11 protein-coding genes and 1 tRNA gene are annotated in these 14,472 nt (G+C 62.2%); 6 read left to right on the top strand and 6 right to left on the bottom strand.

Annotation, left to right across the window (positions count from 1 at the left end):
- Positions 1 to 45: 45 nt before the first annotated feature.
- From ACZ9AQ_RS18820 to trxB, 3 genes are all read right to left on the bottom strand, one after another.
- A complete protein-coding gene (locus ACZ9AQ_RS18820; RefSeq protein ID WP_429206201.1) occupies positions 46 to 2,226 on the bottom strand; it encodes an ATP-binding protein in 2,181 nt (726 codons plus the stop codon).
- Between the two features lie 162 nt (positions 2,227 to 2,388).
- A complete protein-coding gene (locus tag ACZ9AQ_RS18815) occupies positions 2,389 to 3,066 on the bottom strand; it encodes a Smr/MutS family protein (protein ID WP_429206199.1) in 678 nt (225 codons plus the stop codon).
- A gap of 26 nt (positions 3,067 to 3,092) precedes the next feature.
- Positions 3,093 to 4,061, bottom strand: coding sequence for a thioredoxin-disulfide reductase (trxB, locus tag ACZ9AQ_RS18810; RefSeq protein WP_429206197.1), 969 nt, complete (start codon positions 4,059 to 4,061; stop codon positions 3,093 to 3,095).
- A 216-nt stretch (positions 4,062 to 4,277) separates the two neighbouring features.
- Here trxB and ACZ9AQ_RS18805 point away from each other — a divergent pair, with 216 nt between their 5' ends.
- The 6 genes from ACZ9AQ_RS18805 to ACZ9AQ_RS18780 all read left to right on the top strand — a co-directional run bounded on the left by ACZ9AQ_RS18805 (position 4,278) and on the right by ACZ9AQ_RS18780 (position 10,972).
- Positions 4,278 to 6,740, top strand: coding sequence for a DNA translocase FtsK (locus ACZ9AQ_RS18805; RefSeq protein WP_429206195.1), 2,463 nt, complete (start codon positions 4,278 to 4,280; stop codon positions 6,738 to 6,740).
- 16 nt (positions 6,741 to 6,756) lie between these two features.
- The gene (lolA, locus tag ACZ9AQ_RS18800) at positions 6,757 to 7,395 is read left to right on the top strand and encodes an outer membrane lipoprotein chaperone LolA (protein WP_429206193.1); all 639 of its coding nucleotides are present in this window, start codon (positions 6,757 to 6,759) and stop codon (positions 7,393 to 7,395) included.
- Between the two features lie 113 nt (positions 7,396 to 7,508).
- Positions 7,509 to 8,831, top strand: coding sequence for a replication-associated recombination protein A (locus ACZ9AQ_RS18795; RefSeq protein WP_429206191.1), 1,323 nt, complete (start codon positions 7,509 to 7,511; stop codon positions 8,829 to 8,831).
- 338 nt (positions 8,832 to 9,169) lie between these two features.
- Positions 9,170 to 9,349, top strand: a complete 180-nt coding sequence (locus ACZ9AQ_RS18790; protein ID WP_429206189.1) for a hypothetical protein — start codon at positions 9,170 to 9,172, stop codon at positions 9,347 to 9,349.
- A 127-nt stretch (positions 9,350 to 9,476) separates the two neighbouring features.
- Positions 9,477 to 10,772, top strand: coding sequence for a serine--tRNA ligase (gene serS, locus ACZ9AQ_RS18785; RefSeq protein WP_429206187.1), 1,296 nt, complete (start codon positions 9,477 to 9,479; stop codon positions 10,770 to 10,772).
- A gap of 110 nt (positions 10,773 to 10,882) precedes the next feature.
- Positions 10,883 to 10,972, top strand: a tRNA-Ser gene (locus ACZ9AQ_RS18780).
- Positions 10,973 to 11,571: 599 nt separating this feature from the next.
- Here ACZ9AQ_RS18780 and ACZ9AQ_RS18775 read toward each other — a convergent pair.
- From ACZ9AQ_RS18775 to ACZ9AQ_RS18765, 3 genes are all read right to left on the bottom strand, one after another.
- Positions 11,572 to 11,811 (bottom strand): hypothetical protein, encoded by a 240-nt coding sequence (locus tag ACZ9AQ_RS18775; protein ID WP_429206185.1) that lies wholly within the window; start codon positions 11,809 to 11,811, stop codon positions 11,572 to 11,574.
- 1,912 nt (positions 11,812 to 13,723) lie between these two features.
- Positions 13,724 to 14,002 (bottom strand): hypothetical protein, encoded by a 279-nt coding sequence (locus ACZ9AQ_RS18770; protein WP_429206183.1) that lies wholly within the window; start codon positions 14,000 to 14,002, stop codon positions 13,724 to 13,726.
- A 48-nt stretch (positions 14,003 to 14,050) separates the two neighbouring features.
- Positions 14,051 to 14,472: hypothetical protein (locus tag ACZ9AQ_RS18765; RefSeq protein ID WP_429206181.1), on the bottom strand; the 422-nt coding region annotated here is incomplete at its 5' end.

The raw sequence follows: 14,472 nt of genomic DNA, 5'->3' as shown, positions 1-14,472 counted from the left end.
CAGCCGGCACGCAGGGCAGGTCCGGGCGCAGCCTGCGGCGGCCGGTCAAGCGCCGGCCAGCGGCAGGCGCACGGTGAACACCACCTGTTCGTCCTCGTAGCGGTAGCCGATCTCGCCGTGGTGCTCGCGTACGATCTGCTGCGCGATGTACAGCCCCAGGCCCATGCCGGTGCGGTTGCGCGGATTGCTCAGCGATGCGCGCTTGAACGGATTGAACAGCGTCGCCACCGTCTCGGGCGGAATCGGCGCGCCCGCGTTGCTCACCGCGACCGAGGCCTCGCCATCGTGCGCCCTCAGGCACACGGTCACCGGCTTGCCCGGCTCGCCATGGTGGCGCGCATTGCTCAGCAGGTTCGACAGCACCTGCGCCAGGCGGCCGCCGTCGGCGTTCACCGTCGCGTCGTCGTCGCAGATCAGCTCGAGCGGGATCGATGGATAGGCCAGGCGCGCCTCGTCCATCAGGTCGACCAGCAAGGCCTTGAGGTCGACCGGCTCGAGCGTCACGCCCAGGCCCATGCCGCGGTCGATGCGGCTCATGTCCAGCACCTGGCTGATCATGCGCTGCATGCGGTTGGTCGACGACTGGATGCGCTTGCCGAGCGTGGGCTGACCGGCGTCGGCGGCGCCGCCGGTGCGTTCGAGCACCATGCCGGCCATATTGATCGAATGGAGCGGGTCGCGCAGGTCGTGGCCGAGCATGGCCAGCAGCTGGGCGCGCGTGGCCTCGGTCTGCGAGCGGTGCGCGTTCACCGCGCGCACCAGTTCGGCCAGGGTCAGGCGCGCATTGGCCAGCACGTTCGCTTCCCATGGATGGGCGCAGCCGCGCACGGTCTCGCGCCAGGCGTCGAACGAGCCGCGCGGCGTCAGGCGCTCGCCCAGCGGGCCGAGCACCACGATCTTGCCGGGGCGGCCGCCCCAGGCCACGGTGTCGATCTGTTCGACGCGCAGCATGACGCACCAGCCCTGGCCCAGCGGATCGAAGGGCAGGGCCAGCATGCCGACCCACTTGCCGAGCCGGTCGTGCAGCGCCGCGGGCCAGTCGGCCCGCATTTCGCGCACCACCAGGTCGTGCTCGTTCGCGGGCAGCGAATCGACGATGGCGCGGGCCAGGTCCTCAGGCAGCTCGCCATGGGTGGCGATCTTGCCGTGGTGCATGGCGATCAGCGCCTGCGCTCTGGACGCCGCAAGCAGGGCGCCGGCGTGCTGGTCAAGGGCGTCGAGCGGATCGTCGTCGAGCAGCAGCGATTCGATCAGGGCCGTGCGCACCCGGGCCGACTGCTCGGCCAGGGTCGCGTCCTCGCGCGCCTCGATGCTGTGGATGGTCGAGGCCATCACCTGGGCCAGCACGTCGGCCGCCATGCGCACCGCGTAGGGCACCAGCTTGGGCGACATGTGGTGGCAGGCGATCAGGCCCCACAGGCGGCCGTTGATCACGATCGACACGCTCATCGAGGCGCGCACGCGCATGTTCTTGAGGTACTCGATGTGCACCGGCGACACGCTGCGCAACACCGCGAAGCTCATGTCGAGCGGCGCGGCGTCCGGCGCGCCGTACAGCGGCACCGCGTTGTAGTCCATGTCGGCGATCACGCGCAGCGTGTTGAGCGTGTACAGGCGGCGCGCCTGGGCCGGGATGTCGCCGGCCGGATAGCGTTGGCCGAGATACGGCACCAGGTCGTCGCGCCGGCTCTCGGCCACCACGTCGCCGCTGTCGTCGACGCGGAAGCGGTAGGCCATCACGCGGTCGAAACCGGTGAATTCGCGCACCTGCTGGACGGCCGACGCGAGCAGGGCATCGATGGTCTTCTGGCGGCGCAGGCGGTCGATCAGGCCATGCGCCTTGATGGCGAAGCGCGACACTTCCTCGCTCGAGGTCTCGCGCAGCTCGAATTCGGCGAGGATGCGCCCGTGCTGCGCGTGCACGACGCAGTCGAATTCGGCGTCGCCGATGGCCAGGCCAGCGGCCAGCGGCGCGGCGTCTTCATCGTCGCGGGCGGCGATGCACTCGGCGATCGCTTCCACCGCCGCCTGCGGCAGCGCCAGCGCGGCGTACGAAGCGCCAAACTGGGGGGTGACGCCAAGCAAGGCCGGGACGTTCCCGCTCCAGCCTTCGAGCTGACCATCGCCCTGGAAGAACAGCAGCGCACCGTGTGGCTGGATCGAGCCGGGAATATGGATAGGCTCGTCAGCACAGGATGACAGGTCGACCTGCCGTCCATGCTCCATCGGAACTGCTTGCGTTGCCTTCAATACAAATCCCCTTTCGCTGGGCCGGAGCCGTCCGGTGTAGAGGCATTTTACCGTTGTCGGACGCGATTTGGAGGGATTGCAACTGTGAAACGGCTCATTGTCACACGACATGTCGGGCAGTGTCTGCCCGGCGCAACATCAATCGTGCAGGGCGGGGCGCAGCAGGGCGATCAGGGCGCCATGGCCGCCGTCGGACCGGCCGGCGGCGCAGAAGGCGATGACTTCGTTCTTCTGCACCAGCCAGCTGTGCACGATGCTGCGCAGCACCGGCTCGCCCTTGGGCGAGCCGTAGCCGACACCATGGATGATGCGCACGCAGCGCACCCCGCGCCGGTTGGCGCGGTGCAGGAAATCGGTGAGGGCGTCGCGCGCGCCGTCGCGGGTCAGGCCGTGCAGGTCGAGTTCGTCCTGGATCGGCCAGTGGCGCTTGCGCAGCTTCTTGACGACGTCGGGGCCGACGCCGTCGCGGGCATAGCTCATGGACGGATCTTCGTCCAGCATGCCCTCGACATCGAACAGGTCGGACAGTTCATCCGACATCGAGGCGCGCAGCACGTCCGCGGTTTCTTCCTCGGGGCTCAGTTGCGCGCGCGCCCGTGCCGCGCCCGGCGCCACGTACACCGGGCGGTGCACGTAACGGTCCGATTCGGGCAGCTTGTGCACGCCCTGCATCGACGTGCGAAATTCCACCGCCCGCTCGCGCGCGATGCGTTCGCGCTTCTCGCGTTCGGCCTGCTCGATGGCGCGCGCGCGCTCTTCTTCCTTGAGCCGGTCGCGCAAGCCTTTGAGCTCGCCGAAATCCTTCATGCCCGCCATCGCCTGCTACCCTTTTGTTGCGTTGATTACTTCGGATCGTCCTCCAGCGCTTCCAGGTAGCGCTGGGCATCGAGCGCGGCCATGCAGCCGGTGCCCGAGCTGGTGATCGCCTGGCGATAGATGTGGTCCTGGACGTCGCCGGCGGCGAACACGCCCGGCACGCTGGTGGCGGTCGCCATGCCTTCGAGCCCCGATTTGGTGACCAGGTAGCCGCCGCTGTGCATTTCGAGCTGGCCTTCGAAGATGCCGGTGTTCGGCTTGTGGCCGATCGCCACGAACAGGCCGTGCACGTTCAGTTCCTTGGTGGCGCCGTCGATGGCCGACTTCAGGCGCAGCGCGGTGACGCCGCTCTGATCGCCCAGGACCTCGTCCAGGGTCTGGTTCAGTTCGAGCACGATCTTGCCTTCGCCGACCTTGTGCATCAGGCGGTCGACCAGGATCGGCTCGGCGCGGAACTTGTCGCGGCGGTGGATCAGGGTGACTTTCGAGGCGATGCCGGCCAGGTACAGGGCTTCCTCGACCGCGGTATTGCCGCCGCCGATGACCGCGACTTCCTGGTTGCGGTAGAAGAAGCCGTCGCAGGTGGCGCAGGCCGACACGCCGCGGCCCATGAAGGCCTGTTCCGACGGCAGGCCCAGGTACTGGGCCGAGGCGCCGGTGGCGATGATCAGGGCGTCGCAGGTGAAGGTGTGGCTGTCGCCCACCAGGCGGATCGGTTTTTCGTTCAGGTAGGTCGTGTGGATGTGGTCGAACACGATCTCGGTGTTGAAGCGCTCGGCATGCTGCAGCAGGCGCTGCATCAGTTCCGGTCCCTGCACGCCCAGCGGATCGCCCGGCCAGTTCTCGACGTCGGTGGTGGTCATCAGCTGGCCGCCCTGTTCGACGCCGGTCACCAGCATCGGCTTCAGGTTGGCGCGCGCGGCGTACACCGCGGCGCTGTAGCCGGCTGGCCCGGAACCGAGGATGAGGACTTTGGCGTGTTTGGTAGTAGTCATGGCGGCGCTCTTTGCTTCACGTGGTTGTTATATAGACACACGGCAATTGGGGGCGGCCTGACAGGAATCAAGGGCCACCAGGGTCAGCCAGAGGGTGTCCGAAGAGCGCCGATTATAGTCGATCATGCAGATGTGCATGAATCGTCGGGGCAACGCGACCGTATATCGCTTAGAATGGGTGGATCGTCGATAGTACATCCTTCCGCAGTACCTGTAATGAGCAAGAATAGCCAAGCCAGCACTTCCGGATACACCCGCACCCAGGCCAGCGCCACCGCCCGCCGTCCGCTGCCGGGCCGCCTCGCGCGCCTGCTGTCCGAGGCGCGCTGGATCGCCGGCGCCGTCGCCTTCCTGTATTTCGTCCTGATCCTGCTCAGCTACAGCAAGCTCGATCCCGGCTGGTCGCACGCCAACGCGGTGCCGCGCATCGCCAACCTGGGCGGGAGCGCCGGCGCCTGGCTGTCCGACCTGCTGCTGTTCATCTTCGGGTTCTCGGCCTGGTGGTGGGGCGTGATCTTCCTGCGCCAGGTCTGGCGCGGCTGGCGCCGCCTCACCGACAAGCTCGGCACGAAAGTGGAGGAACCGCACCACGGCGAGATGTACGTGCGCTGGATCGGCTTCGCCCTGATGTTCGCCGGCAGCGTCGGCCTGGAATACCTGCGCATGTGGTCGTGGGACGTCGAGCTGCCGCGCGCCCCTGGCGGCGTGCTGGGCCAGCTGATCGGCCACGCGAGCCACGTCGCCTTCGGCTCGACCGGCGCCACCTTGCTGCTGTTGCTGCTGTTCTTCCTGGGCTTTTCGCTGTTCTTCCAGGTGTCGTGGCTGAATGTCGCCGAGCGCATCGGTGCCGTGTTCGACAACACCATCGACTGGTTCCAACTGCGCATGGAAGACATCGAGGACCGCCGCCATGGCGAGGCCGCCGCCGTCAAGCGCGACGAAGTGGTGGTCAACGAGCGCGCCAAGTTCACCGAAAAGCATGCGGAGCAGCCGATCGCGGTCGTCAAGGACGAGCCGTCGCCCGGGTTCGCGCCGCCGGCGCCGAAAGCCGCGGCCAGCCCGGCTCCGGCGCCATTGGCGTCGGCCCAGGCGGTGGCGCCGACCATCAAGATCGAGCCGCAGATGGTCAGCGTGCCGAAATCCGAGCGCGCCGAGAAGGAGCGTCAGTCGCCGCTGTTCCAGGACCTGAACGGCGAGTCCGGCCTGCCGCCGCTGGGCCTGCTGGACGACGCGCCGGCAGCCCAGGAAACGGTGGCGATCGAGACGCTGGAATTCACCAGCCGCCTGATCGAAAAGAAATTGTCCGATTTCGGCGTCGAAGCCAAGGTCGTGGCCGCCTATCCGGGCCCGGTGGTCACCCGCTACGAAATCGAGCCGGCCACCGGCGTCAAGGGTAGCCAGATCGTCAACCTGGCGCGCGACCTGGCGCGTTCGCTGTCGCTGACCTCGATCCGGGTGGTCGAGACCATCCCCGGCAAGAACTACATGGCGCTCGAGCTGCCGAACCCCAAGCGCCAGATCGTGCGCCTGAGCGAGATCGTCGGTTCCAAGGTGTATGGCGACAGCGCATCGAGCCTGACCGTGGCCCTGGGCAAGGACATCGCCGGCAAACCGGTGGTGGCCGACCTGGCCAAGATGCCGCACCTGCTGGTGGCGGGCACCACCGGTTCGGGTAAATCGGTCGGCATCAACGCCACCATCCTGTCGTTGCTGTACAAATCCGACCCGGCCGACGTGCGCCTGATCCTGATCGACCCGAAGATGCTGGAGATGTCGGTCTACGAAGGCATTCCGCACCTGCTGGCGCCGGTGGTGACCGATATGCGCCAGGCCGGCCACGCGCTGAACTGGGCGGTCAACGAGATGGAGCGCCGCTACAAGCTCATGAGCAAGCTCGGCGTGCGCAACCTGGCCGGCTACAACAGCAAGATCCTCGACGCCGCCAAGCGCGAGGAGCACATCCCGAACCCGTTCTCGATCACGCCGGACGCGCCCGAGCCGCTGGAAAAACTGCCGACCATCGTCATCATCATCGACGAGCTGGCCGACCTGATGATGGTCGTCGGCAAGAAGGTGGAAGAGCTGATCGCCCGTATCGCCCAGAAGGCGCGCGCGGCGGGGATCCACCTGATTCTCGCGACCCAGCGGCCGTCGGTCGACGTGATCACCGGCCTGATCAAGGCCAACATCCCGACCCGCATCGCGTTCCAGGTCTCGTCCAAGATCGACTCGCGCACGATTCTCGACCAGATGGGCGCCGAGACCCTGCTGGGCATGGGCGACATGCTCTACATGCCGCCCGGCACCGGGCTGCCGGTCCGCGTGCACGGCGCCTTCGTGTCCGACGACGAAGTGCATCGAGTTGTAAAACATCTGCAGGAGCAGGGCGAACCCAATTATATTGAGGGCATCCTCGAAGGCGGCACGCTGGAAGAAGGCGGCGCCGACGGCGCGGTGGCGGGTGAGGGCGGCGGAGAATCCGACGCCATGTACGACCAGGCGGTGCAGGTCGTGCTGAAGAACCGCAAGGCCTCGATCTCGCTGGTGCAGCGCCACCTGCGCATCGGCTACAACCGGGCCGCCCGCCTGATCGAGCAAATGGAGCAGAACGGCATGGTGTCGCCGATGCAGTCGAACGGCAACCGCGACATCCTGGTGCCGACTGCAAGCGCCGAATGACAATAAGGAACCCTGGATGCAAGCAATGACCAAATTCACTGTGGCCGCGCTGGTGGCCGCGAGCGCCTTCGCTGTCCCGGGCATGGCGAGCGCCGCCGCGCTCGACCAGTTCAAGACCTTCGTCGCCTCGACCCAGTCGGCCAGGGGCGAATTCACCCAGCAGCAACTGGGCAAATCGAAGAGCGGCAAGGCCGCGCCGGCCTCGAGCGGCAGCTTCGTGTTCGCCCGCCCCGGCAAGTTCATCTGGACCTACCAGAAGCCCTATGAGCAGGTGCTGCAGGCGGATGGCGAAACCCTGTACATCTACGACAAGGACCTGAACCAGGTTACCACCCGCAAGCTGGGCAATGCGCTGGGCAGCTCGCCGGCCGCGATCCTGTTCGGCAGCAACAAGCTGGAAGAAAACTTCACGCTGAGCGAGGCCGGCGCGCGTGACGGCATGGAATGGCTGAACGCCACGCCGAAGGCCAAGGACACGTCGTTCGAGCAGATCAGCATCGGCCTGAAGGGCGGCGTGCCGATGGCGATGGAATTGAAGGACACGTTCGGCCAGACCTCGCGCCTGACCTTCACCAACTTCCAGCGCAATCCGCAACTGGGCGCGCAGCAGTTCAAGTTCGAGGTGCCGCAGGGCGCCGACGTCGTCAAACAGTAATCACTGGGCGCAGCGGATCGGCGCGCGGCCGGGCGGGGTGTGCGTGCGACGCACGGGCCGTGCGGGCATCGGCTACACTACGCCCATGCACAACCATTCGTTCTCCCGCATTCATGTCCACGGATGACCTGTTCAAGACCGAGCCGGCCGCGCCGCTGGCCGAAGCCCTGCGTCCGCGCACCATCGACGAGGTGGTTGGCCAGAGCCACCTGCTGGGGCCCGGCAAGCCGCTCAACCTGGTCTTCAAATCCGGCAAGCCGCATTCGATGATCCTGTGGGGCCCGCCGGGCGTGGGCAAGACCACCCTGGCGCGCCTGACCGCGTACGCCTTCGACTGCGAGTTCATTGCGCTGTCGGCGGTGTTATCGGGTGTCAAGGACATCCGCGCGTCGATCGAGCAGGCCGAGCAGTACCTGGCCCGCGGCAAGCACACGATCCTGTTCATCGACGAGATCCACCGCTTCAATAAATCGCAGCAGGACGCCCTGCTGCCGTTCGTGGAAAGCGGCCTGGTGACCCTGATCGGCGCCACCACCGAGAATCCCTCGTTCGAAGTCAATTCGGCGCTGCTGTCGCGCTCGCAGGTCTATGTGCTCAAGGCATTGACCGACGCCGAGCTGCGCCAGCTCCTGGCGCGTGCCCGCAAGGAGGCCCTGCAGCACCTGGAGTTCGACGAGCTGGCGGTCGATACCCTGGTCGGCTATGCCGACGGCGACGCGCGCCGCTTCCTGAACCTGCTCGAGCAGACCAGCACCTCGGCCAACACCGCCGGCACCAACCGCATCACCGCGGAGTTCGTCGAGAACGCGCTGACGCTCAATGCGCGCCGCTTCGACAAGGGCGGCGACAATTTCTACGACCAGATCTCGGCCCTGCACAAATCGGTGCGCGGCTCGCACCCCGATGCCGCCCTGTACTGGCTGTGCCGGATGCTCGATGGCGGCGCCGACGCCAAGTACCTGTCGCGCCGCATCGTGCGCATGGCGTGGGAAGACATCGGCATCGCCGACCCGCGCGCGATCCAGCTGGCCAACGACGCCGCCGCGACCTATGAGCGGCTCGGCTCGCCCGAAGGCGAGCTGGCGCTGGGCCAGGCCGTGATCTACCTGGCGGTCGCGTCCAAGAGCAATGCCGGCTACAACGCCTTCAATGCGGCGATGGCCTTCGTGCGCAAGGACAAGTCGCGCGAAGTGCCGGTCCACCTGCGCAATGCGCCGACCAAGCTCATGAAAGAGCTGGGCTACGGCCACGAATACCGCTATGCGCATGACGAGCCGAACGCGTATGCGGCCGGCGAAACCTATCTGCCGGATGGGATGCCAGAACCCGGCTGGTACCAGCCGGTGCCGCGCGGGATCGAATCCAAGATCGCCGAGAAGCTCGCCTGGCTGCGCAGCCTGGATGACGAGGCGCGCGCGAACGGCGACAGGGCGTAGGGTTGGCCGGGGCGCGCAGCCGGCTTGTCGCCGACGCGGTGATGGTTTGCTGCGAAATCATGCGGCACGCGAGCGGAGCCGATACGAGTTTGCTGCGAGATCATCCGGCGCGCGAGCAGAGCCGATAACAATCACCGCGTCGGCGGCCAAGCCGCCAACCCTACTTCCTTCAACGGCGCGCAATGCGCCGGCATTGCGCGCTTGGTCCCGCATTGCTGCATTCTGCGCCGCGTTTCATGCGCTTCGTCGCAAGTCGATGGCGACTCCCGGGGTGGGTGGCTAAAGTACCACCATCGCACAGCAATTCGCGAATCAACCCACCCCCTGAAGGAGCGATCATGAACATCCGTAAAAACTTCGAAGCCCTGTTCCTCGCCGTCGCCGCCCTGGGCCTGATTGGCAGTTTCGTCACCGCCGACGAGCGTCCGGTCGAGATCGCCGCGTCGACCGTCCCGGCGATCGACATGGCCAGCATCCAGACCGTGATCGTCAGCGCGCCGCGCCTGGCAGTCCGCTGAGACCGGCGCAAGCCGGTTTCAGGGGCGCCCTGGCGAGGCCCCGGCAATGTGGTTGCCGAATCTCGCAAAGAATGTCGGTCGGCTTGGTACAATTGTGCTTTCGATACACAGCCCAGTCCACCCAGACATGATTGACATCCAACTTCTCCGCAAAGACATCGATACCGTCGCCGCCCGCCTGGCGACCCGCAAGTACCAGCTCGATGTGGCCAGTTTCAATGCGCTGGAGGCCGAACGCAAGGCGATCCAGACGCGCACCGAAGAACTGCAGGGCAAGCGCAATTCGCTGTCGAAGCAGATCGGCATGCTGAAGGGCAAAGGCGAAGACACGACGGCCGTGATGGCTGAAGTCGCCGGACTGGGCGACGAGCTCAAGGCCAACGAAGTGGCGCTGGCCGAGGTCCAGGCCAGGCTCGCGAGCTTCATCGCCGCACTGCCCAACCTGCCGCACGAGAGCACGCCGGAAGGCAAGGACGAAAGCGCCAACGTCGAAGTGCGCAAGGTCGGCACGCCGGCAGCGTTCGATTTCGAGGTGCGCGACCACGTCGACATCGGCGAGCGCCTGGGCCTGGACTTCGAGACCGCGACCAAGGTCACGGGCTCGCGCTTCTCGATGATGAAGGGCGGCATGGCGCGCCTGCACCGCGCGCTCGCGCAGTTCATGCTCGACACCCACACCGGCCAGCACGGCTATCTGGAATGCTACACCCCGTACATGGTCAACGCCGAGTCGCTGCGCGGCACCGGCCAGCTGCCGAAGTTCGAGGCCGATCTGTTCTCGGTGAAGAAGGGCGGCGCGGAAGGCGAGGGCGAGAACTTCTACCTGATCCCGACCTCCGAAGTCTCGCTGACCAACGTGGTGCGCGACGAGATCGTGGCGCTGGACGAACTGCCGATCAAGATGACCGCGCATACCCCGTGCTTCCGTTCCGAAGCCGGCAGCTATGGCCGCGACACCCGCGGCATGATCCGCCAGCACCAGTTCGACAAGGTCGAGCTAGTCCAGGTGGTGCATCCGGAGCAGTCGTACGCGGCGCTCGAAGAGATGGTCGGCCAGGCCGAATTCATCCTGACCTCGCTCGGCCTGCCATACCGCGTGATGCAGCTGTGCACCGGCGACATGGGCTTTTCCGCCGCCAAGACCTACGACCTCGAGGTATGGCTGCCGGCGCAGAACACCTACCGCGAGATCTCGTCGCTGTCGAACTGTGAAGCCTTCCAGGCGCGCCGCATGCAGGCGCGCTTCCGCAATGCGGCCGGCAAGCCGGAACTGGTGCATACGCTCAACGGCTCGGGCCTGGCCGTGGGCCGCACCCTGGTGGCAGTGCTGGAGAACTACCAGCAGGCCGACGGCAGCGTCGTCATTCCGGAAGTGCTGCGTCCGTACATGGGCGGGCTGGAGCGCCTGGCGCCGGCGGCCTGAAAGGTGGAACAGGGGAATCGTGCTTGCACGCACATTTCCCTCTTCCATTTTTCTCGAATGCGTCTATAATGGCGGTCTCTTGCAGGCCACTGCAAGGATCGACCAAAGCCGGAGAGGTGGCAGAGTGGTCGAATGTACCTGACTCGAAATCAGGCGTACGGGTGACCGTACCGTGGGTTCGAATCCCACCCTCTCCGCCAAGTATCATGAAAACAGCCACCGCAAGGTGGCTTTTTTCATTTCGGAACGGCTTTGTTGCGCAAATCAGGCTCGGCCAGCGTAGAGCGCGTCGGTCTTGTAGTCTGAACGGATGAAACCAGCTACAGAAGTAGCGCACGACTGACTGAAAGACTTACAATGAAGCACTCAACACACGCGGTTCGCTGCTTATCTGGCTTGATCCGACGATGAACTGGCACGGCCAGCTGAGTGGCGGAACTCATACTTTAAAAAATGAATCAGTTCCTGCGGGAGTCACCTTTTCCCGGTTTTTCGCAGGTCCAAAGAGCCTATCTGTTTATTTTCCGGCGAGCTTTCAGCGGGATGCGTGGGTCGTCCGACAGCACATCGAGCACGAAGCGGAAGCCGCGCGAGACTTCCTCATGGGCGACCAGCTTGTCCGGGAGCGGGATCGCAGGCGGCCCATCATGGGGGGGGGAACTCCAGCCGCATGAGCCGCTTGTGCTGCGATTGTCCGCTGAGCGCCGACAGCGCGGCGCCGGCCGCGATTGCCTGGATGTCGCCCACTGATTGCCTCCGATGGCTGCTCGAAAAATCCAACGTTTATTTCGCTATTTCCTCATTGCAGTGATTTTTCTAGGTGCGTTAGAAGTGCTTGTGCAAGCTGTATTGCATCACTGGATAGGTTAGGTTGAGCTAAAGATTTCTTTACTGCCACTCGCAATAACATAAAGATTTCTGTTCCTGTTGAACCAATAACCATTGCATCAAGCACTTCTTCTGAAAGAGCGGCAGTTCCATCACGTGCAAGTAATTCGGCTAATTCTCTTGCCTGAGAGTAGTGGTCATATGAATTCATTTTGGCTATCTCGTAAAAAAACTTTTTAGACAAACTCCGTTAGCAGGAGTGACGACCTCAATTTCCCCTCTTGGATTACTAGAAACAGTGGCAGCCCTCGTCACAAAGGGCGTGCCCGGTTTAAGAACACCAGTTTCTACAAAGTTCGCGTTTGCGATGTTCTCTTGCGGAATTCCATAGTGTTGCGCATAATTTGGGCTGTCTGGATGCTCAAGTGACCAGAACTGAGCCTCAGCAGCTTGTCTTTTTTCCATTGTTCCAGCCCTATACAAAGTAGCCCCACTTTGCACCTGCTTTCTTGCTGCCAAAGCTCCTGGCGCATTACTCTGCAACGCAGGACCATTAGGAATATCAACGCTTCCTTGTGTCGACGGACACAAGCAAATTGTGAGGCAGGTCACATTGCCGATTTAGCTTTCGCCCGCTTTTCATTTCAGATCTCCTAACTGTACCGCTCGCATATCTCGCTCACACCTTCAGAGCCCGTTGTATTACCGCTTGGAGATCTAACTGACGACACGATTATCGGCTCGGATTGATTTTGGAAATCGTGCCGTCAATTTCATTTATTGATAATCGAAAATCACCTGATGATCCCGATAAGAAGAAGCAAAGCTCGCCGGAAACATAATAAACATCGGAAAATGACGAAGTAGTTAATTTTCTTGGCTTGTTTATTTCAAAGCGAACGCTTCCGTCCACATTCATGACGTAAGCATGTTTTTTTTGTCGCGTTTCGAATGGCCCCTCCACAATGGCAATACTTCGGAAATCGTTTAGCGGACTGCGAGAACTCTCCATGGTTTCAACACTTCATATTTTTTCCATTGTGTTCCCATGATGCCCCAACTGGCAGTAGTTCCCTCACTGTTAATCGCTTCGGGTTCTGTATTCTGTCGTAGTTCGGGTCCATTTCGATATGTCTGAAGTTCTGTAATTTAGTCATTGCCTGTCTCTGTTATTCAATGGTCTTGGTGCTCCAACGGGGACGAGTTTGGCACGGTCCGCGTCATTCAGAATCTGTACTTGGCTGCCTCCACCGGGATAAATTGCGCAGTCATGCGTCTGAGGCCCAACCATTCCATGCTTGAGCTGCACTCCTTCAAGAATGTGAAATTTTTGTACATGCGACACTTCAGGTTTGAATTGTGGTGTCACAGCTAAATTTTTTCGTACATAGGCCACATTGGGGATGTGGTCTTGTGTCGCCCATCCACCTGGTAGAGTTTGCCCAGGCGCCATCGCCATTTGAACCTCTAATCCGCCTTCTGGAGCAGGAGCCGATTCCATAGGAGTATTCGGCATCCAAGGATTTGATACTGTCGGAGCAGGAAGCGCAAGAGGCCGTTTTGCCAGGCTCGGCAGTTTACAAGAAAGCCCAAGCGGATCAATTAGATTAACTGGGTTCCGTAGGCATCAGTCGAAGCGCCCGGCTCCGGGTAGCCTGCACCAGCGGCACGAAGCTGTCGCGCTCATATACATAGTGCATGGTCCGTTCGCCCGCCGCGTAGCCCCGGCGCACGCGGCTTTCCAACCAGCGTGTCGTCATCCAGCCGTACATGGTCCGGGTCGTCTCGCGGAAGGCAGTGCCATCCATCGCCCCGCTGCGCTTGGTGATGCGCCGCCCCAGCGGATCGTAGGCAAAGGTGGTAACGCCATGCTAGGTCGTGGCGCGGGTCATCCGGTTGAATGCATCGCACGCATATTCGGACCGAATGCCGTCCTGGGCGCGCTGTACGAGGTTGCCGCGTTCGTCGAACTGTCGAACTTATCGAACAACGGCTCGATTGCCATTGCATTTGGGGTAGGCTTTTAAAGTCGATCCTTGGTGACTAAATAATCATGAATTTCCCTATGGGCAACTTTGAGAGACTGTCCTGCTGATTTTTGCAGGCGCAAAGAGCGTATCTGTTTATTTTCCTGCGAGCTTTCTCATTGCTTGTTCTGCGGCTATAACCGCTTCACCGGCAAGAAGTGAAATGGGCCAATATTCTATAACTAGCCTTGATGCAAGAATTAAATCGGAAGGCGGAATGAATTCAAGATTTTTTTCAACCTGTTCCAAGTAAACGGTTAGAGTCTCTCGAATAAAATGTAATTGTTCTGGAGTAACTCCCGAGTTGGGAGGCAATGAGTCTATTTGTTGAAGGGCAAAGCGAAGCTTCGATGCGACGGTTTCGGTTTTAGTCATAGGTGTTGCAGTGCATCGATGTGCGAAAGCAATTAGGTCAGCGGGCCTTCATATAGTCGACCAATCGATTGTCTCTTTCTCACCTGTAAGTTGGAAAACAAAGTAGTTGACTGCATGAAACTCATTTGAAAATATCGCCACATCAAAATTCGTTCCGCGTTCGGTAGTATAAATCAACCAAAAATCATTTACTTTTTTAATAACTAGTTCGCCAAGTCCGGGCGCGATTTGGCTACCTATAATGTATTCATTTTTATCGACTCTTTTTGGTTCAAGAAACTGTCGAACTTTATCGAGCAATGGCTCGATTGCCACTGCATCTTGGCGAGGCTTTTCAAAGTCGAATCCTGGTAACTCAATAATCATGAGTTTGTCCTTAAGGCCACCTCGAATAACCCGCTCTCGGCGTGAGCAGAGCCAGGCGAAACGTGAGTCCGCGCTCCAGCATCGCTCAGTAGCGTGATTTTCAA

The organism is Massilia sp. UYP34 (assembly GCF_056279385.1).
The sequence above is the reverse complement of the archived record's forward strand: the minus strand, read 5'-3'. Positions and strand labels throughout refer to the sequence as shown.